Raw genomic sequence first — 18,982 nt, 5'->3', positions numbered from 1 at the left:
CGATTGCTCACGGGCGGTCGCTTTTTTCCGTGAGAGGAGGAGAAACCAGCCATGGATAACAAAGTAAAGCAGATGCTGGAAACGAAACAAGCACTCAGAAAAAATACGCTGGGCACGATTTTGGACCGCTTTGACGGGGATTTAATGAAATTATCGAAGAAGGAGCGCAGGCAGAAGTATCAAAAGATGATGGAGAGTCCCTACAGCTTTTTCAGAGGGAGCGCCTATCTATTCTTTCACGATGCCACGGAACTGCCGTTCAGGTTCCATACCCCTGATGAAACGCCGACATGGATCATGGGAGATCTCCATTTTGATAATTTCAGTGTGTTTCAAAATGAAAACAAGGATATCGTCTTTGATGTGGATGACTTCGATGAGGGCTATCTCGGTTCGTATTTATACGACGTGATGCGTATGGTTGTCAGTATCCGTTTAACTATGGATCAACTGGGTTATCCTGAAGACAGTCATGATGCGATGGTCGATCATTATCTGAAACATTACGTGAAGCAGATGGAAGCCTTCCATCATAGAGATCAGGATCCACAGACGATGTACTTTACCAAAGAGGAAAGTAAAGGCGCTGTAAAAAAAGCGATTCAAAAAGTAGAAGAACGCCGGGCTTCCCATGAACTGGAGAAACAGACGATCGTCAAGCATGATTCCATCCGTTCCTTTGATATCGGCAAAGAGAAATTGGCATCGGTACCGAAACAGGAATATGAGCAGCTGGTTAAAGCATGGGACGATTACTACCAGTCCCTTGATCAAAAACTGCGCCGGCCGCGTGAATTTTACCGGATCAAAGATATCGTGAAAAAGCGAGGCTCGGGGATCGGCTCTACCGGCCTCAACCGGTATTACATCTTGATAGAAGGCCAATCGGGGGACAGTCATGAAGATGACATCATACTGGAAGCCAAGGAAGCGCGCACGCCCATTCCAGCCTACTTCTTCCCATATGATGAACAGTTCTGGACGGAACATCGTCAGCAGGGACGGCGGGTGATTCACACCCAGCAGGCGATGCACCATTTGTCCGACCCGTATCTTGGGTACTTTACGATGAATAACAGCGACTATTATGTGCGCGAACGTTCGCCTTATTCCAAAGATCTTAAACCGAAACATCTGTTGGAGGAGAAGCGGCTGAAGAAGACACTGAAAACAATGGCTCAGATCAGTGCCAAAATTCATGCGCGGGCGGATGCAGATATCGATGAAGGTATCCTTTCCTATCATAGTGAGGATGCCATTATGGAGGTTATTCGCGGGCATAAGGCGGATTTCCAGACAGAGCTCAATTTATGGTCCAGGCATTACAAGGAAAGAGTCAGCACGGATTATCAGCTGTTTCTCGAATGGTGTCGTGAAAATGAGTACGTGAAATCTCCGTGATGACTGTTCTATGAAGCGGATGAATGATATACTTTTCTTGTTCTACAAACGAAAGCAATGGAGGATTCAGACATGTTAACAGTTAATAACGTAGGGCTTCGATTCGGTGACCAGAAACTGTTCGAAGACGTCAATATAAAATTCACCCCGGGAAACTGCTACGGGTTAATCGGGGCAAACGGAGCAGGTAAATCCACGTTCCTTAAAATCTTGAGCGGAGAAATTGAACCACAAATCGGAGATGTAAGCCTGAAAAAAGACCAGCGTCTGGCGGTCTTGAAACAGAACCACTTCGAATACGATGAATATCAGGTGCTTGAAACGGTCATTATGGGCCATACACGCCTGTACGAAGTCATGAAAGAAAAAGACGCCATTTATATGAAAGGTGATTTTTCCGAGGAAGACGGCATGCGTGCGGCTGAACTGGAAGGTGAATTCGCAGAAATGAACGGGTGGGAAGCGGATTCCGATGCGGCCCGCCTTCTTAAAGGACTTGGAATCGGTGAAGAACTGCAGACGAAGCAGATGAGTGAGCTTGCCGGTTCGGAAAAAGTGAAAGTCCTTCTTGCCCAGGCGCTGTTCGGCAATCCGGATGTTCTGCTTCTCGATGAGCCGACCAACCACTTGGATATTAAAGCGATCCAGTGGCTTGAGGATTTCCTTATCGATTTTGAAAATACTGTAATCGTTGTATCCCACGACCGTCACTTCCTGAACAATGTCTGTACCCATATCGCCGATCTTGACTTCGGGAAAATCCAGGTCTATGTCGGAAACTATGATTTCTGGTACGAATCCAGCCAGCTTGCAATGAAGTTGGCCCAGGAGCAGAATAAGAAGAAGGAAGAAAAAATCAAGGATCTCAAAGAGTTCGTGGCCCGCTTCAGTGCCAACGCCTCGAAATCCAAACAGGCAACTTCCAGGAAGAAACTATTGGATAAGATCACCCTGGATGATATCCAGCCTTCCTCCCGTAAGTATCCGTATATTTCCTTCCAGGCGGACAGGGAAATCGGGAATGACCTGCTGACGGTTAAAAACCTGTCCAAAACCATTGATGGTGTGAAAGTGCTGGACAACATCAGCTTTACATTGAACAAAGATGATAAAGTGGCTCTCGTAGGTGCGAACGAAGTGGCCAAGTCCACGCTTTTCCAGATTCTTATGGGTGAGATCGAACCGGATGAAGGAAGCTATAAATGGGGCGTTACGACCTCTCAAAGCTACTTCCCTAAAGACAACTCCGAGTTCTTCGATTCTGAGCGCAGCCTCGTTGAATGGCTCCGCCAGTATTCACCGGAAGATGAAACAGAAACGTTCCTGCGCGGATTCCTTGGCCGTATGCTGTTTTCCGGAGAGGAAGCATTGAAGAAAGCGAACGTCTTGTCCGGAGGAGAAAAAGTCCGCTGCATGCTGTCTAAGATGATGCTGTCCGGTGCAAACGTTCTTCTTCTGGATGAACCAACCAACCACCTGGACCTTGAGTCCATTACAGCCTTGAACAAAGGGTTGATCAATTTCAAAGGATCTGTCATCTTTGCTTCTCATGACCATGAGTTTATTCAAACGATCGCCAACCGCATCATTGAATTGACGCCAAGTGGTCTTGTAGACAAGGAAATGACGTATGATGATTATTTGAATGATCCGGAAATTCAAAAGCAGGTCGCTGCTCAATACGCATAAATACTGAAAAGCCTGTCAAAATGACAGGCTTTTTTTCTTCTTTTTCCCCCTTGATTTCCTCCTTGTTCGACCTTTTGAATGACTAAATCCCCTTGAAACGTGCCTTGAAGCGTGACGGATTTTGTCAATCTTCCGCTTTTATCATCGAAAAGGCGCTGGTTTTCTGCCTGTTGTAATGATAGTGAAATATAGATGTTACGTTTGCAACGAAACTGTTGCTTGTTTGTTCTTCATTTATACGAAATATCTGGTAATCTAGTAATTGTGAATTGATCACATCAAAAAATACAAAGTGATCGAACAAACAAGGGGAGGCACTATCCTATGAAAAAAACTGTATTTTCTGTTGCAGCAACCGTAGCCTTGACTGGAGCATTTGCCACATCTGTGAGTGCTCACGAATCTGAACAATATTCCGTCAATAAAGGGGATACTCTTTGGAGCATCTCTCAACAATACAACGTATCTGTCAACAATCTGAAATCTTGGAACGATCTGAATTCCAATCTAATTTATCCAAGTCAAACACTAGCCGTATCTAACGCACACAACAATCAAGCATCTACTTCTACTACTAAATCTTCGAACGCATCCACGTACACGGTTAAATCCGGAGATACGTTGTTCGCGATCAGCCAAAAATTCAATATTTCCGTCGATCAGCTGATGGCTTGGAACAATTTATCTTCCACTCTCATCTACCCAGGGGAACAATTCAAGGTTGACGGACAGAAAGCTGCGGAGACATCTACAGCTCCTGCCAAAGAAAGCACAGCCAAGTCCAGTGAGAGCAGCCAGAAATCAAGCAGCTCCAGCAATGCTTCCGCAAAAGAAACATCTGCTGAGTCCACTGAAGCTGTTCAAGCGAACACAAACAAAGGAACGAGCAATGATGTAGTTAAGGAAATCACAGCTGAAGCAACGGCCTACACGGCAAACTGCACAGGCTGCAGCGGCGTAACAGCCACAGGTATTGATTTAAATGCGAATCCAAACCAGAAAGTTATTGCTGTAGACCCGAACGTCATTCCATTAGGTTCTAAAGTATATGTGGAAGGCTACGGAACAGCCATTGCTGGTGATACCGGCGGTGCCATCAACGGAAACCGTGTTGATCTTTATATGCAGGACCGCGGTGACGCTCTTGATTTCGGACGCCAGACTGTAAAAGTACAGGTACTTGCGGACTAAATTCAATATTATCAAACGAAAAGACCTTTTCAGTCCTTCTGAAAAGGTCTTTTTTCTTTTATATAGGAAGTCTTATTGATAGACTTAAGACATCTTATAGTTGGAAAGGAGACAAATGATGAAAGCGATTGTACATGAAGGAAAAGATGGTCTGGAAGGTCTTCAGGTGAAAATGATGGAGGAGAAAACGCCGGACTCCCGTGAAGTGAAGGTGCGCATCCATACAGCAGGGATGAATCGTCGGGATCTTGCAGTGGTTACAAAAAGGCATAAAGGTGAAGATCCAGCTGTCATTCCCGGTTCAGATGCCTCAGGGATCGTTGAGGAAACAGGCAGAGATGTGACGCGTTTTAAAAAAGGGGATGAAGTCATAGTCAATCCCGGACTCGGCTGGCAGAAAAACAGTGATGTTCCCCCGGAAGGGTTTGAGATCGTCGGCTTTCCTGACCACGGGACGTTTGCGGAGACTTACATATGTACAGAAGACCATCTGGAGATGAAACCGAAGCACTTGACTATGGAAGAAGCAGGGGTCCTTTCGCTGGCTGCATTGACGGCTTTTAGAGCTTTGTTCACAAGAGGGAACCTTAAATCAGGAGACACCGTGATGCTTCCAGGAATCGGCGGAGGCGTCCTGACGTATGCGCTCAAATTCGCTAAGGCAGAAGGGGCCAGAGTGATCGTTACGTCACGGTCCAGGGAGAAGCTCAAACAGGCGTTGGACGCAGGAGCGGATAAAGCAGTCCTGACCGAATCGGATTGGAGTGAAGAATTGGCTGGTGAGAGCGTCGATCTATTGATTGAGAGTATAGGAGCCGCGACATTCAATAAATCACTGCGTGCTGTCCGTAAAGGGGGAACGATTGTTACATTCGGATCCAGTACGGAAGACGAAGTCACCTTGAATATCCGCGCGTTCTTTTACGGACAGTATAATTTGCTGGGGTCTACGATGGGAAGTGCAGAGGAGCTGAGGTCGATGATCGCTTTTATCGAACACCATAACATCCGTCCGGAAATCGACAGGATATTCCCGCTGGATCAAGCGGAGGAAGCTTTCACGTACATCCGTGATACTAAAAACTTCGGTAAAATCGGCTTTCAAATGTCATAATATTCTCTCTTATTACTTAGTAGCAACTCCGAGATGAAAAATAAAACCATCATCAAGCGAACAAATGTGCTTATGATTGGACAAATCTACCATCATTTATTGTAGAATGAAAGTATTCAATAAGGAAGGGGAGGATCGCCGTGTCACATAAAAACAACCCGAAGCGTTTTGCATTAAATATGAGCGCAGCCCAGTTCACCAAATTTTACATCATGCACTTGTTACAAATCCGCCAGCCGATGATCAGTGAACATTTTAAGCAGGAGTTTAAAAAACTGACGAAGAACTGGATTCCGGCACCTTCAACACTTCTGGATACGTTACATGAAATGACGGAGCAGGGGTTACTCTATCGGAAAGAAGATTATAAATCCCACGATAAGAAACGTCAGAAGGTTTACTGGTATTATTTAACCGACCAGGGGAAAGAAGAATTTGACGTTTTAAAGAAGCGGTATAAATTGTTGTTTGAAGAACAGATTCAGATATTGAACCAGATTATGAAAGATGTGTATCGTTAAGCCCGAAAGGATGACAACAAGTGAGACTGAGTGTACTTGATCAAAGCCCTATATCCAAAGGGGATTCTGCCGAACAGGCGCTGCTAAACACCATTGAGCTGGCCCGTTGGACGGAGGAACTAGGTTATTACCGGTACTGGGTGGCCGAACATCACAGCACGAATGGATTGGCCGGATCTTCTCCGGAAATCCTGATCGGTCAGATTGCGGCAGCTACCAGCCGGATGCGTGTCGGTTCCGGGGGAGTCCTCCTCCCTCAATACAGTCCGTTGAAAGTAGCGGAAAATTTCAGAGTGCTGGAGGCTTTTTATCCGGGGAGAATCGACCTTGGTCTTGGACGCTCACCCGGGGGCGGCCGGAAAACGCGACTGGCCTTGACGGATGGGTTGGAAAAGCCGCTCAGCTCCTTTTCGCGTCAGGTGAAAGAGCTGCAGCAGTTTCTGCACGGGACCATGCCTAAGGGAAGCGATTACTACGGTGTGACCGCAAGGCCTTCAACAGAGGGACAGCCGGAAACGTGGATTCTCGGTTTGTCTGAACGCGGGGCACGTCATGCAGCAGTGAATGGCACCGGATTCACACTCGGACATTTTATCAGTCCAGACAATGGTGAGGATGCACTGCGGGCCTACCGGGAAAAGTTCAAGCCTTCCCCCTCGCTCGACCAGCCGGATGTGAATGTTTGTATTTTTGTTGTCTGTGCAGAGACAGAGGAAAAAGCAGAAAAGCTGGCGCTTAGTCAGGATTTGTGGCTCCTTCGGGTTGAAAAAGGACTCGAGACCCGTGTTCCTTCTATAGAAGAGGCGGAAAGCTGTACGTATTCTGAAATCGAAAAGAAAAAAATCGAGCAGAACCGCCGGCGTGCGGTTATCGGCTCCCCCCAGCAGGTGAAGGCGCGTCTGCTCGAATTGTCAGAGCAATACCAGACTGATGAATTCCTCATCATTACGAATATTTACGACTTGGAGGATAAGAAAGAATCCTACCGTCTGCTTGCTGAACAGTTCCGTACGTGATGGCTTCGGGAGAAAAATGAGTCATTCACCCATACCAATTCCTCCTTTTTCTCATATATAAAAGGGAAAGGGGGAATAAGTATGAGTAAAGGATATGGTGGAGGATTTGCGCTGATCGTTGTATTGTTCATTCTCCTTATTATTGTCGGAGCTTCCTGGTGGTGCTAATAAGCAGAAGCGCGGGTTTCCCCCGTGCTTTTTTTATGCTTCCATTCCCCCGTGCTTTTTTTATGCTTCCATTCCCCATGATATTTTAAAATGAGACAAACTAGGATATAATGGACGACATGACTTGTCAAAAAGGGTGAATAAAGTGAGTAAACAACAATATTTAGGAACAGTAAAAAAAGCTGTTTTAACAAAAAAAGTGACCCATGGATTCAAGGTGACGGCAGGAAATGAAGAATACTTCCTTCCTGATGAAGAAGTGGACGAGTCTGTTGAACTTGGTGATGAACTGTCATGCTTTTTATATATGAATAAAAAGGGAGAAGCGGCAGCGGTGGCAGATCTTCCGGAAATCACCCGTGACTCCTACGGCTGGGCCGAAGTTGTCGAAATTTCTCCAAACACAGGGGTATTTGTTGATATCGGACTTCCGGATAAGGATATTCTTGTGTCCTCTGACCATCTGCCCCTGTTTAAATCAGTCTGGCCGGCAGAAGGGGATCACTTATTTATAAGTTTGGAACTGGATAAAAAAGGCCGGTTGACAGGCGAACCGATCAGCGAGCAGGAAGTGATGGACGATCTTGAGCCGGCCCCTGCGGAATTGTTGAAGGAAGAAGTGACAGCAAGGGTTTACCGGGCCATAAAAGCCGGTACAGCTGTGTTGACAGGCGAAGGCTACCGCGGGTTTATCCATCCGCATGAGCGTAAAGAAGAACCGCGTCTCGGACAGACGATTGAGGGCCGTGTCATCGACGTCAAGGAAGATGGTACAATCAATCTATCTCTAAGACCGTTAAAACAGGAAAGCATGTCTGAAGATGCCGAGATGATTTTCCAATTCCTTGAGGAGAACGACGGAGTCATGGGGCTTCATGATAAAAGCTCTCCTGATGAAATCCGGGAAACGTTCCAAATCAGCAAGGCTTCTTTCAAACGTGCGCTTGGCCAGCTGATGAAACAGGACAAAATTGAGCAGAAAGACGGACGCACCGTTATAAAGCATAACTGAGTATCTGCACTTCGAACTTCGTAGCAACTCCAATCCTAAACAAAAAAACAAAACAGCCGCTATGTCATTGGTTTGACAGGGGCTGTTTTTTACTGCTTTCATAATGCCGCTCCGGCTCGTCTGCATAGGTGACACGCAGCGAAAAGTGTTCATATCCGGTATCCAGTCCAAAAATGTGCAGGACGTCGTTGATGACAAGGGCATCCGGGGAATCTGCATCAAAACTCATTTCCCGGAAGAGGGGCGTCAACTGATTCATGGCTTTCGTCCCTGAGATTCTTTCTCTGCCCATTTCGTACACAACCGCCTGCGCTCCTTGATCATAAGCTGAATAGTACACGCGGTAGGTTACACCTCCGGGATAGTGAACATCGAGATTAAAGGCAGTAAATGAAAAAGCACCGGCGGTCGAATCCGCCAACTCATACGATATATTGTCTACGGCGTTAAGTTCGGCTGTCTCTGCTTCCTTTTCGCCGACAGGTTCTCCGCAGGCAGTAAGGAGAATGAAGGCAGAAAATATGAGCAAGATCCATGTATGCATTGAATTGCACCTCCTGTCTGTTAATCAGGATAGCCGAGTTGTCTCTTGTTTATAACACATGCAGCAGGCACAAATTTATTCATCGTTCCTGCTGCATGTTAAAATAAAAATAATCCGATCAAAGGAGGATGATTTATGAAAAGTCTATCGATCTGGCTTTCCCTTATAATCGTCGTTGCAGGCATCGGCCTTTTCACATGGAGTAAAAACACGGGGGCTTCATCCGATCCTGAAAAAAAGGCGTCAGCCGGCACGAAAACGATTGAAATGTATAACGGGGACACTGTTGAATGGACAAAGGCACAACTAAACGATCAACTGAGTGACATCCAATACAAAGTCACCCAGCAGGATGGAACAGAAAAGGCGTTCGATAATGCATACTGGAACAACAAGCAGGCAGGCATTTACGTGGATGTTGTTTCCAAGGAACCGTTGTTCAGCTCGCAGGATAAATACAAATCTGGGACCGGATGGCCGAGTTTTACAAAGCCGCTGGTGGAAGAGAATATAGTCACGAAAGACGATCCGGGCATTTTCGGCATGCGGACAGAGGTGCGCAGTAAAGGGGGAGACAGCCATGTTGGCCACGTGTTCAATGATGGACCTGAACCGACCGGGCTCCGCTACTGCATGAACAGTGCCGCTCTTGAATTCATTCCTGTTGATGAAATGGAGGAAAGAGGTTACGGGGAGTTCTTAGAGGTCTTTGATAAAGCATAAGACAGGGGGGGATCCCTGTCTTTTTTCTACTTTAAAGAATGCGGCCTTGACAACATCACTGAGAACGATTATCATTACCATAAATAATGATGATAATGAGGGTGAGAGGCATGAATCAAACCAAATCAAAATTAGCAGAGGTTATTAGAGAAAGACGCTCCATCAAAACCGGCTATCTGGATAAACCTGTACCGACAGAACTCGTGAAGGAACTTCTGGAGGATGCCGTATGGGCACCAACCCACGGGATGCGTGAACCATGGCGGTTCATCTATGTACCTTCTGAGCAGAAAGAGGCTTTTGTATCTTCCCTCGTCGACACGTTTCCGGAAGAACGGAAGGAAGACCGCAGGGATTATTTTAGCAAGCCTTCTGCTTTCTTAATTGTTGTGATGGACGAAGATCCAAGGCAGAAAGTGTGGGAGGAGAATTTCGGAGCCGTCAGCTGTCTGCTTCAAAACTTCCAGCTGCTGGCATGGGAAAGAGACCTCGGCGTGGTTTGGAAGACGAATCCGCACATCTATGACCCGGAGGTTCATGAACTGCTTGGGATTCAGCCGGATGAAAAGGTTGTCGGCTTCATTCACATGGGGTACTTTGACGAAAAACCAGAACCTAAAAAAAGGACGTCCATAGACGATAAATTCACCCTTTATACACCATAAATCCAGCACACCCCTCAGGAGGTGTGCTTTTTTACGGAGAAGAAGACGCTATGTCTTCAAACTGGATCTCAATCAATTGATCCTCTGCAGGATTGACCAGGACATACACGCGTACGTTCTTTTTTGTGCCCGCTTGATCCATAGTAAAAAGGAAGGTATACTGCTCCCGGTTATCTGCAATGGCCACTTTCCCCTGATAATCATAATTCACCAGGTCGTAATCTGGATAGTTCTTATCCGTTTCCTCAACCGCTGCTTTCCCCCATTTGGCATAATCAGGCTGGGCAAACACGTGGTTGAAGGACACGGAAAGAAACAAAAGAGCCATAAGAAAGACTGCTCCTTTATAAAATGTCCGTTTTCCTCTACGCTTCATCATCATCCCTCCTTTATCCTCATTAGTTTTTATAGAATCCGCAAATCTATGCGGGTGGATAAACAAAAGGTGCCCATAGGATCAGGCACCTTTTTCTATTTCATGTATTTGTCATCGTAAGCAATCAATACAATGTTGTATTTCTCCTCCAGCTGTTTGATCTGCTGCAGCTGATCTGAGGGGAGGCGTGCGAAATCGAAGGTCATTTATGCCACTCCTTTCCTTCTTATCATAAGCGGATGATGGGTTCTCTATGCAGTCCGGATGGATTATATTAGACGAATCATCCGAAGCGTTTTATCATAAAGAAAGGAAGGGGAAAGGAGATTGTTATGAATTTTACAGCGCTTGATTTTGAAACGGCTAATGCATCCAAAGGGTCGGTTTGTTCCATCGGGCTTGTGGAGTATGAAAACGGACGGCTTGTCAGGGAATATTACCGTTTGGTGAAACCGAAGAAGAATTATTTTGCTCCCATAAATGTACGCGTGCACGGAATTACCAAGGAAGATGTCAAAGATGCCGAGGAATTTCATACGTTGTGGGAAAATGAAATTAAATCCATGGTGGAAGGAAAGCTTTTGATCGCTCATAATGCCCAGTTTGACATGGGTGTTCTAAGAGCCGTCCTCGATGAGTACAACCTTCCTTATCCCATGCTTGCCTACAACTGTACATTGAATATTTCAAGGAAGACGTGGCAGCTTCCTAAATACAATTTGAATCGTGTAGCGGATCATCTGGGCTTTTCATTTTCCCATCACCATGCTCTTGAAGATGCAAAAGCAGCGGCTCATATTTTCATGAAGGCAAAAGAAAAGCTGCAAGCGGCCGACTCTAAAGATCTCGTGGATAAATCAGGGACAACGAACGGGATGATGTATGAAGGGGGTTATGAACCGGCGCGGTTGAATAAAAAGCGGAGAGCACAGAAGCCATCAGCTTCTTCTTTCACAGCAGCATCCGTAGAATTGGATCCTTCTCATCCTTTGTACAAGGCTTCGGTTTCCTTTACCGGACGGCTTTCCCATATGAAGAGGGAGGAAGCTGTTGAGAAGGTGATTCAGCACGGAGGAGTGTTTCATTATGATATTGAAGCAGCCACCAATTTTGTGGTCGTTGGAACCAAAACGTATGAGCGGTACACCGCAGGAGAAAAAACGTCCAAATTGGAAAGAGCGGAGACATTGTTAAGCCAGGGAGCATCGATCGAGATTTTATCAGAAGCGGATTTCCTGAATTATGTAAGGCGTTCAACGGTTTGAACGCCTCTTTAATGGATATAAATGCTTGCTGTCCCTTAACCAAAGGGGGTGGACGGCTCTGGCTTTTTCAGGCAGAAATCCTAAATTAACTCCAGCAGCGTAATAGGACTGCCAGACAATTTTTGTGCAGTACTGAACGTCCTCAGGGCCATTTAAGGGGGTGTGAATACGATACAAAGCTTCAGGGTATCTCTGGTATAAACATTCAGCAAACGCAGCAGAACGCAGGCCTGTGTCTTCCTCATGTGCCCGGTAGTGAGAAACTCTGCGGAACTTTCTTTTGTAAACGTCAGGTTCATCCTTGACCAAACCGGAAGGAATGGAATGTAGAACCTTTTTATCTGTCGTGACAATACCTGCATGGCCTACATATTTGGACTCCCGTTTACCAATAGGAGAAAACAATACATCTCCTGGTAACACCTCTGCAGGGTCGAATGTACAGGAATGGACTCTTTTAGGACGATAGAGAATAAAAACGAAAATGGTAATGATCAAAACGGACATTTTTTTCATAATACACCACCTCATTCTTATGGTAAGCAATGGATGAAAGAATGACAACTATCGGAGAGGGGTTTAAAGGTGCGTACAGAACAGGAGATGTATGATTTGGTTTTACATACGGCTGAGCAGGATGAGCGGATACGAGCGGTGCTGTTAAATGGATCAAGGGTCAATGCGAGTGCAGAACATGACGCTCTTCAGGATTACGACATTCAGTATATCGTGTCTGATTTTTCGTCCTTTATGAAAGATCACACATGGATTGATGTTTTCGGGGAGCGGCTGATCACACAGATGCCTGATCATTATCCTTTATACGATGAGGATGGAAGGAGGGGACGGTTTGCTTATTTGATGCAGTTTACAGATGGGACAAGAATTGATTTGACTCTCGTTGACGTCCACGATCTTCCTGAAACATTCGAGAGTTTAACGGAAGTTCTGCTCGACAAAGATGGGTGTCTTCCGGAAATTCCTGCTCCAGACAACAGCGATTACATCGTTGAGAAACCTGTACAGGAAGAGGTTTATCGCTGCAGCAATGAATTCTGGTGGGTCAGCCTGTATGTGGCTAAAGGCTTGGAGCGGAAGCAGCTGCCTTATGCTAAAACGATGCTGGAGGGTCCTGTGAGAAGGATGCTGCACCAAATGATGAGCTGGTACATTGGCTCAAAACATGATTTTTCAGTCTCTGTCGGCAGTTCCGGTAAATTTTTTGAACGATTTCTTCCTAAAGAACTTTGGGTATCTTATCAGGCCACCTATACAGGAAGTGATTACAATGAGAATTGGAAGGCGCTCCTCACAATCGCTGAGTTATTTCAAATACTCGAAAGCGAAGTATCCTTGAGCATCTCAGCTGAATCCTTTAACAGCAATGATGTATACGCTTACTTAAAGGGTTGGAAAAAAAGGTGTGGCATGTAAAAGTGCGGAAAAATGGATACAGGAACAAATGTTCGGTATAATGATCTTAACTAGTCTAAGGAGGCTCATCATGGTATTGAATGGATCGAGTTCAAGGAGACGCCGGCTGACGAATGAAGAAATTGCAGAACGGTACAAACATGGGGAAGTACAACAGTGATTGCAGGAGAGGCGGGCATTACTCCGGCCGCCATTCGTCTTATTTTGAAAAAGATGAATGTTCCTATGCGTCCCCGCGGCAGCTGGAAACGTAAATATCACGTCAACGAGCATTACTTTAAAACATGGTCCCCAATAAATCCATGAAATTGAAGTTTTCTCTTGTACCTGGAGCATATCTCAATCATTTTGTCCGCGGTTATTTTGGTGGTGATGGAAACATTAATGATCAAAAAAACAGGTGAATATGGTTGGAGGGTCTGAATCGTTCATGTATACATTACGAGATTGTATAGCAGCCCTGGGAATACGCTGCTATGCGAAGCCCAGTGGTCCATATGTGCGGGTCATAGTCAGTGGTCGGAAGTCTATATTTGAGTTCAGCAGATGGATGTATGAAAATCATGACTTATGTATAGACCGGAAACTGGCAGAATTCAATAAAGAAGAAATGGATTATAAAGAACTCCAAGATCTTAAACACTTAAAAACAAGTTTGGTCGTAAAAGAAAGAAAAGAAATCGTTTTACATGAGCTGAGCAAACATGCTTCTGAATTGGATGCATGCAAAGAAGTAGGCATTCTTGTAAATACATATCGGACATGGTTGAGAAAAGACCCGGAATTCCGAAGGGCGGCTGAAAAATTGGTGAACCATAAAAAAGGGGGATGATTCATGATCCTCTTAATTTTTCACTTTTTATCTAGTTAACATAATATATATTATACTAAGCTAGTGCAAATCATGTAATCCTGTCTCAAATATTAAGTTTACTCATGTTATTGAGACAAAACAAAATGAAACAGGATTGTAGACATTCCGCATGCAATTAAAAATCAAATGTTACTGTTTTATCGCAGCACATAATGATCATTGAGTATCTTTCAGTTGATTGATGAAATTTCAAATTGCCGTAACATCTTCCAACAAAATCCTATGAACATCCATCCTATTTAACGGCACCAGCATATGTTCATTGATGGTTAACCCATGACTTTTATCATTTCTTTGTTTTTTCAAATATTCATTTAGATGAATCTATTGATCTTCATTAAGTATTTTGATTTGAAAATGCTCAATCTGCTGCATGTCACACGGATTCGTTTCCTTCATATAAGCGCCTGATGCCAATTTTCCCTGCCATTTCATTGAAACAGCTCCTTGATTTGAATATGAATTTGTACTAGTTTGACCTCCCTCCGATTTGTTACGTGTTATGTATGGTTTTTTTTATTTATTTATTGGAGTTGCTACTAAGTAATAAGTAAGAATATTATGATAAAGTGTAAAATGTGCCTCTTTTTCGGGTATAGAACGTATGTTCTTATTCCGTTATTATCCTTTCATTGGAGTTAAAACTGCATAAAAAAGCCACAGAGTTATTACTCTGTGACCTTAACTTTCGATTTTTTTGGTGTTTGAGCTGTACTTTCCTCGTACACGCGAAGCGTTTTGTAGTAATAGTCCAAGATCTGCTCAGAAGGCTTCTGCCAGCTGTGTTTTTCAGCTTCCTTCCTGGCATTCCTGCAAAGGTCGGCATAAAGAGAGGTATCTTCCAAACGGTTGATGGCTTCAATCATGCTTTCGGTATTCTCATTTTCAAATAAAAGCCCTGTGCGGCCATCTTCCACCTGCTCCATTGTCGGACCACTCTTGGCTGCTATGACGGGTAAACCTGACGCCATAGCCTCCAATATAACAAGACCCAGTGTTTCGGTCACCGACGGAAAAATAAGCGCGTCTGAAGAAGAAAATGCCTCAGCCAGTTCATCTCCATGAAGCAGGCCTGTAAACACTGTATTCGTCCCTTTAAAGGCCTCCTCGAGTTCTCCTTTGACAGGACCATCCCCCACAATCGCAAGAGAAATGTCTTCCCGTTCGTCCAGCAGCGGCCTGATTTTATGAATTTCTTTCTCAGGTGCCAGTCTTCCGACGAACACAAGCAGCTTATTTTCTGGTTTACCGTTGGATAAACGGCTGCGCATAGACTCGGTCCGGTGTCCGGGATGATAATGATCCACAGCTACACCTCTGTCCCATACGCTGACATTATGGAAATTCTTATCATCCAGCTCCGTCTTAATCGCCTGTGATGTGCATAAGTTGACATGGGCGTAGTTATGAAGCTTTCTGAAGTACCACCATACAAGCGGTTTAAATGGATAAAGCCTGTAATAGTCCAGGTATTTCGGCACGTGTGTGTGGTATGAAGCAATCAGCGGGTAATTCAGCTTATCCGCATAATACACACCAGAAACCCCGACGAGGGCTGGGTTGACCACGTGAACGAGGTCAGGATCGTGCTTTTGCAGCAGATCCTTCACCCGTTTTTGAGGCAGGCTGAATTCCTTGGACCTGTAAAAAGGCAGTTTTGTCGTTTTAACCCCTTCAACAATCGCTCCTTTGTATTCCTTCACACCAAGATCTGGAGCAATGACAACCACTTCATGATCCTGGTTGAGGAGATACGTAATGGCTTCCTTCAGTCTTGTAACTACTCCATCTGTTGATGGCAGGAAAGTTTCTGTAATGATGGCGATTTTCAAAGCGGAAAACTCCTTACTTCCAGGTAATTGATGGCAGAACATTCTCCTGGATAATACGATCTTTGTTTTCAACAGCTGTACGGAGGATATCCCGGATCACATCGTCTGTCAGCAGATGAGGCTCCAGACCAAGGTCACGGAGTTTCGTATTGACCGCATTATAATAATGGTCTTCATTCTCAATACGAGGATTTTCAATCTTCTTCACTTCTGTTTGAAGACCTTCCTCCTTCGCGATCTTATAAACTCTTTCAGCCAGCTCCTGAACGGAGAACCATTCTGTAAACTGGTTGAATACACGAAATTCCCCTTTATCTGCCGGGTTTTCCGCGGCGATTTCCACACAGCGCACGGTATCTTCAATGTTTAGGAACGCACGCGTCTGTCCGCCTGAACCATACACCGTAATATCATGCCCGATTGCTGCCTGATTGATGAAGCGGTTCAGAGCCGTCCCGAACACACCGTCATAGTCCACACGGTTCACAAGCACCGGGTCCATACGTGTTTCTTCGGTATGTAAACCATAAACGATACCCTGGTTTAAATCTGTCGCACGAATACCCCAGATTTTGCAGGCGAACGTAATGTTATGGCTGTCATGCACTTTGGACAAGTGATAGAAAGAGCCCGGCTGCTTAGGGTATGGAAGCGTGTCTTTTCTTCCTTTATGTTCAATTTCAATATATCCTTCTTCAATATCAATGTTGGGTGTGCCGTATTCGCCCATCGTGCCCAGTTTGATCAAATGGCATTCCGGTGCGAAATCCTTGATGGCATAAAGAACGTTCAAGTTCCCCATGACATTGTTCGTCTGCGTATACACCGCATGCTCACGGTCAATCATGGAATAAGGAGCAGAACGCTGCTCAGCAAAGTGAACGAACGCCTCAGGCTCCACCTGACGGAAAACTTCACTCAGGAAATCATAGTGGTTGAGATCGCCGATAAAGGTTTTAATCTCTTTCCCTGATACTTCTTTCCATTTGGCCACCCGCTCTTCAAGTGTGGCAATGGGTGTTACTGAATTGGAGCGAAGCTCGTCATCATACTTTCTGCGTACTAAATTGTCTACGATGGTTACATCATGACCCTGCTTGGATAGGTACAGGGCAGTCGGCCATCCGCAGAAACCATCTCCCCCTGCTACAATAATTCTCATAATCTACCTCCTAGTTACATCTTGCATACTCGTATTCTCTTTTATAGAGTAACACTTTTGACTAATGTTCGAAAACTGGAAAGATTCCACCAAACCGGTATGCCTTTCCTGTTCAGTCATGGTCTCTACGTTTTTGACTTTACCATTAATTCAATTTTGAAACAATTAATTCTTTGTAAACTCCATAAACACTCAGAAGAAAACGAAATATGTCGGACTTTGAGACCTAAATGAGATTTTACCCACGATCCCAATAGTTTAAACCTGAAATGATAAAAAATGCGGGAAGCATCATCCGCTCCCCGCCGCTTCGTCATTCTTCTTTTTCTTCGTTTTCTTCTGGCTTGTCCCCTGATGATTCTTCATCCTGTTCAGGCGATTCAGCTGCTGCTGCCGCTTCCTCTGCGCCTTTTTTATCCTCAGAAGCAAAACCATTGACGGTTCCTCTGGAAACATAGCTCTCAAGCATCGCTTTCAGATCCATGCCTGTTGTTTCCTTCAAAGACTCCTGTATCCCAAGCATTGTCGAGGTTACATTGCCTGCAACTTTAGAGGAGCCACCTCTGGAGTCTGCTCCACCCATATCAATCACTTTCATATCCTTGATCTGACTGATCGGCGCGGACACTTTCTCTGCATATTCAGGAAGAACCTTAATCAACATTTCCATAATGGCCGCTTCACCGTAGTGTTCCATTGCTTTGGCCATCCGTTCTTTCGATTCCGCTTCCGCTATACCGCGCTGACGGATAACTTCGGCGTCAGACTCCCCTTTGATCCGCTCATTATCTGCTTCTGCCTGGGCCCGTTTCGTGACTTCATAAGCTTCCGCATCAGCAATGGATCGTCTCCGCTTGTTTTCTTCTTCTTCAAGCTCCACGGCCCGCTGCTTTTCAATATACTGAACTTTCAATTCCTCTTCCTTAATCTGCTGGGCAAGCTTCTGGCGTTCCAGTTCACCAGCCTGGTCGGCATTCGCTTTCGCCCGGTTTGTTTCAGTCTGGAATTCCGCTTCCTTAATATCTTTTTCTTTAGTGGAAGATGCAACAGCCGTCAGGCGTCGGTTTTCCTCATCCTGCGCTTCCTGATCGTTCTTAGCCTGATAAATGCGTGTTTCCTTCGTTGCATCCGATTCCGCCATATTCGCTTTTTTCTGTACTTCAGCGATATGAGGGCGCCCGAGCGCATCTATGTAGCCGTTCTCGGTGTCTACATCTTCCACATCATTCAAAGCAAAGGATGTAATCTCAAAACCCATGCCTTTCAAGTCTGCTTCTGCAATCCGCTTCACCTGCGTATTGACTTCTTTAAAGTCGTTGTAAATCTTCTCAATCGGCAAGGAGGCGATAATGGACCTCAAATGTCCATTCAGTACATCCTTCAGTTCTGATTCCCGCTCGTTCTGCTTCTTCCCGAGAAACTTCTCAGCAAAGTTCGCCATAATCTCAAGCTCACTGCCGATACTGATGACGGCTGTACTGGCTACGCGTACCGGAATCCCTTCCTTTGTGTAGGCCTTCTCAGAATTGACCTGCAGTTGAAAGGACGTTAAATCAATGGGTGTTGCTGTCTGGAACATCCGGAGACGATACCCGCCGCCCCGAATGATTTTAACCGACCTTCCGTTATCATCTTCAAACACGTTCTTTTCCTGTTCCGGATCTCCAAGCTTCGGCCCTGTTACAATCAAAGCTTCATTGGAACTTGCCGTTTTATAACGCAGACGGAAAATAATAAAGGTTACAATTCCGCCGATGATTAAGGCAGCACCAAGCACTCCCAGAATAATAACCGTTAAAGCTCCCTCGAACATACCATCCACTCCTTCCATTAGTCCCTTGTAAAAAGAAGGGCTGTCTAGCATATCGAAAAACCCCCTCCTTTTGTTTCAGATTTTCTGGATTTTTTTATAAAGTTTGTGAAATCTGTACATTTGTAGTTTATGAAAACGCTTTATTATATAATGGATTCAAGTCATTCCTGAATGAGGAGGAA

Annotated in this window: 19 protein-coding genes; 13 read left to right on the top strand and 6 right to left on the bottom strand. The window is 45.0% G+C overall.

Annotation, left to right across the window (positions count from 1 at the left end; translation table 11 throughout):
* Positions 1-51 precede the first annotated feature (51 nt).
* From ACXAD6_RS09235 to ACXAD6_RS09200, 8 genes are all read left to right on the top strand, one after another.
* The gene (locus ACXAD6_RS09235; RefSeq protein WP_474968624.1) at positions 52-1,401 is read left to right on the top strand and encodes a DUF2252 domain-containing protein; all 1,350 of its coding nucleotides are present in this window, start codon (positions 52-54) and stop codon (positions 1,399-1,401) included.
* A 72-nt stretch (positions 1,402-1,473) separates the two neighbouring features.
* The gene (locus ACXAD6_RS09230) at positions 1,474-3,090 is read left to right on the top strand and encodes an ABC-F family ATP-binding cassette domain-containing protein (RefSeq protein ID WP_474968623.1); all 1,617 of its coding nucleotides are present in this window, start codon (positions 1,474-1,476) and stop codon (positions 3,088-3,090) included.
* A gap of 324 nt (positions 3,091-3,414) precedes the next feature.
* A complete protein-coding gene (locus ACXAD6_RS09225; protein WP_474968622.1) occupies positions 3,415-4,281 on the top strand; it encodes a 3D domain-containing protein in 867 nt (288 codons plus the stop codon).
* A gap of 118 nt (positions 4,282-4,399) precedes the next feature.
* On the top strand, positions 4,400-5,395 hold the full coding sequence (locus tag ACXAD6_RS09220; RefSeq protein ID WP_474968621.1) for a zinc-dependent alcohol dehydrogenase family protein: 996 nt from the start codon (positions 4,400-4,402) through the stop codon (positions 5,393-5,395).
* 140 nt (positions 5,396-5,535) lie between these two features.
* Positions 5,536-5,916, top strand: coding sequence for a helix-turn-helix transcriptional regulator (locus ACXAD6_RS09215; RefSeq protein ID WP_027954338.1), 381 nt, complete (start codon positions 5,536-5,538; stop codon positions 5,914-5,916).
* A 20-nt stretch (positions 5,917-5,936) separates the two neighbouring features.
* Positions 5,937-6,932, top strand: a complete 996-nt coding sequence (locus ACXAD6_RS09210; protein ID WP_474968620.1) for an LLM class flavin-dependent oxidoreductase — start codon at positions 5,937-5,939, stop codon at positions 6,930-6,932.
* An 81-nt stretch (positions 6,933-7,013) separates the two neighbouring features.
* Positions 7,014-7,100 carry a YjcZ family sporulation protein gene (locus ACXAD6_RS09205; protein WP_035531317.1) on the top strand — a complete coding sequence of 29 codons (87 nt, stop codon included), beginning with the start codon at positions 7,014-7,016 and terminating at the stop codon, positions 7,098-7,100.
* 145 nt (positions 7,101-7,245) lie between these two features.
* A complete protein-coding gene (locus tag ACXAD6_RS09200) occupies positions 7,246-8,112 on the top strand; it encodes a CvfB family protein (RefSeq protein ID WP_474968619.1) in 867 nt (288 codons plus the stop codon).
* Between the two features lie 64 nt (positions 8,113-8,176).
* Here ACXAD6_RS09200 and ACXAD6_RS09195 read toward each other — a convergent pair whose 3' ends face one another.
* Positions 8,177-8,656: a YusW family protein gene (locus ACXAD6_RS09195; protein ID WP_474968618.1), complete on the bottom strand. Its 480-nt coding sequence runs from the start codon at positions 8,654-8,656 to the stop codon at positions 8,177-8,179.
* 135 nt (positions 8,657-8,791) lie between these two features.
* Here ACXAD6_RS09195 and msrB point away from each other — a divergent pair, with 135 nt between their 5' ends.
* Together msrB and ACXAD6_RS09185 are read left to right on the top strand one after the other, a co-directional pair.
* Entirely contained in the window at positions 8,792-9,379 is a 588-nt protein-coding gene (gene msrB, locus ACXAD6_RS09190) for a peptide-methionine (R)-S-oxide reductase MsrB (protein ID WP_474968617.1), read from the top strand.
* Positions 9,380-9,489: 110 nt separating this feature from the next.
* Entirely contained in the window at positions 9,490-10,044 is a 555-nt protein-coding gene (locus tag ACXAD6_RS09185; protein WP_474968616.1) for a nitroreductase family protein, read from the top strand.
* A gap of 31 nt (positions 10,045-10,075) precedes the next feature.
* Here the strand turns inward: ACXAD6_RS09185 and ACXAD6_RS09180 are convergent, their stop codons facing one another.
* On the bottom strand, positions 10,076-10,420 hold the full coding sequence (locus ACXAD6_RS09180) for a DUF3889 domain-containing protein (RefSeq protein ID WP_474968615.1): 345 nt from the start codon (positions 10,418-10,420) through the stop codon (positions 10,076-10,078).
* Positions 10,421-10,752: 332 nt separating this feature from the next.
* On the opposite strand from ACXAD6_RS09180, the gene ACXAD6_RS09175 reads away from it, so the two are divergent.
* Positions 10,753-11,685 (top strand): exonuclease domain-containing protein, encoded by a 933-nt coding sequence (locus ACXAD6_RS09175; protein ID WP_474968614.1) that lies wholly within the window; start codon positions 10,753-10,755, stop codon positions 11,683-11,685.
* Here the strand turns inward: ACXAD6_RS09175 and ACXAD6_RS09170 are convergent.
* Entirely contained in the window at positions 11,674-12,201 is a 528-nt protein-coding gene (locus ACXAD6_RS09170) for a hypothetical protein (RefSeq protein WP_474968613.1), read from the bottom strand. The two genes, ACXAD6_RS09175 and ACXAD6_RS09170, sit on opposite strands and share 12 nt — an antisense overlap.
* Positions 12,202-12,270: 69 nt before the next feature.
* Here ACXAD6_RS09170 and ACXAD6_RS09165 point away from each other — a divergent pair, with 69 nt between their 5' ends.
* Both ACXAD6_RS09165 and ACXAD6_RS09160 read left to right on the top strand, forming a co-directional pair.
* Positions 12,271-13,119: an aminoglycoside 6-adenylyltransferase gene (locus ACXAD6_RS09165; RefSeq protein WP_474968612.1), complete on the top strand. Its 849-nt coding sequence runs from the start codon at positions 12,271-12,273 to the stop codon at positions 13,117-13,119.
* 550 nt (positions 13,120-13,669) lie between these two features.
* Positions 13,670-13,951: a hypothetical protein gene (locus tag ACXAD6_RS09160; RefSeq protein WP_474968611.1), complete on the top strand. Its 282-nt coding sequence runs from the start codon at positions 13,670-13,672 to the stop codon at positions 13,949-13,951.
* Positions 13,952-14,661: 710 nt separating this feature from the next.
* Here ACXAD6_RS09160 and ACXAD6_RS09155 read toward each other — a convergent pair.
* The 3 genes from ACXAD6_RS09155 to ACXAD6_RS09145 all read right to left on the bottom strand — a co-directional run bounded on the left by ACXAD6_RS09155 (position 14,662) and on the right by ACXAD6_RS09145 (position 18,818).
* Positions 14,662-15,825, bottom strand: coding sequence for a glycosyltransferase family 4 protein (locus ACXAD6_RS09155; RefSeq protein WP_474968610.1), 1,164 nt, complete (start codon positions 15,823-15,825; stop codon positions 14,662-14,664).
* 13 nt (positions 15,826-15,838) lie between these two features.
* Positions 15,839-16,987 (bottom strand): NAD-dependent epimerase/dehydratase family protein, encoded by a 1,149-nt coding sequence (locus ACXAD6_RS09150; protein ID WP_474968609.1) that lies wholly within the window; start codon positions 16,985-16,987, stop codon positions 15,839-15,841.
* A 313-nt stretch (positions 16,988-17,300) separates the two neighbouring features.
* The gene (locus tag ACXAD6_RS09145) at positions 17,301-18,818 is read right to left on the bottom strand and encodes a flotillin family protein (RefSeq protein ID WP_474968608.1); all 1,518 of its coding nucleotides are present in this window, start codon (positions 18,816-18,818) and stop codon (positions 17,301-17,303) included.
* Between the last annotated feature and the right edge of the window lie 164 nt (positions 18,819-18,982).

The organism is Halobacillus sp. ABH2_015 (assembly GCF_056158945.1).
This window is presented reverse-complemented; position numbering and strand designations above follow the sequence as displayed.

Coding starts and splice junctions, on each gene's coding strand:
- ACXAD6_RS09235 (WP_474968624.1), top strand. CDS start 52: ATGGATAACAAAGTAAAGCAGATGCTGGAAACGAAACAAGCACTCAGA.
- ACXAD6_RS09225 (WP_474968622.1), top strand. CDS start 3,415: ATGAAAAAAACTGTATTTTCTGTTGCAGCAACCGTAGCCTTGACTGGA.
- ACXAD6_RS09195 (WP_474968618.1), bottom strand. CDS start 8,656: ATGCATACATGGATCTTGCTCATATTTTCTGCCTTCATTCTCCTTACT.
- ACXAD6_RS09160 (WP_474968611.1), top strand. CDS start 13,670: ATGTATGAAAATCATGACTTATGTATAGACCGGAAACTGGCAGAATTC.
- ACXAD6_RS09170 (WP_474968613.1), bottom strand. CDS start 12,201: ATGAAAAAAATGTCCGTTTTGATCATTACCATTTTCGTTTTTATTCTC.
- ACXAD6_RS09220 (WP_474968621.1), top strand. CDS start 4,400: ATGAAAGCGATTGTACATGAAGGAAAAGATGGTCTGGAAGGTCTTCAG.
- ACXAD6_RS09145 (WP_474968608.1), bottom strand. CDS start 18,818: ATGGAAGGAGTGGATGGTATGTTCGAGGGAGCTTTAACGGTTATTATT.
- ACXAD6_RS09230 (WP_474968623.1), top strand. CDS start 1,474: ATGTTAACAGTTAATAACGTAGGGCTTCGATTCGGTGACCAGAAACTG.
- ACXAD6_RS09205 (WP_035531317.1), top strand. CDS start 7,014: ATGAGTAAAGGATATGGTGGAGGATTTGCGCTGATCGTTGTATTGTTC.
- msrB (WP_474968617.1), top strand. CDS start 8,792: ATGAAAAGTCTATCGATCTGGCTTTCCCTTATAATCGTCGTTGCAGGC.
- ACXAD6_RS09150 (WP_474968609.1), bottom strand. CDS start 16,987: ATGAGAATTATTGTAGCAGGGGGAGATGGTTTCTGCGGATGGCCGACT.
- ACXAD6_RS09175 (WP_474968614.1), top strand. CDS start 10,753: ATGAATTTTACAGCGCTTGATTTTGAAACGGCTAATGCATCCAAAGGG.
- ACXAD6_RS09185 (WP_474968616.1), top strand. CDS start 9,490: ATGAATCAAACCAAATCAAAATTAGCAGAGGTTATTAGAGAAAGACGC.
- ACXAD6_RS09180 (WP_474968615.1), bottom strand. CDS start 10,420: ATGAAGCGTAGAGGAAAACGGACATTTTATAAAGGAGCAGTCTTTCTT.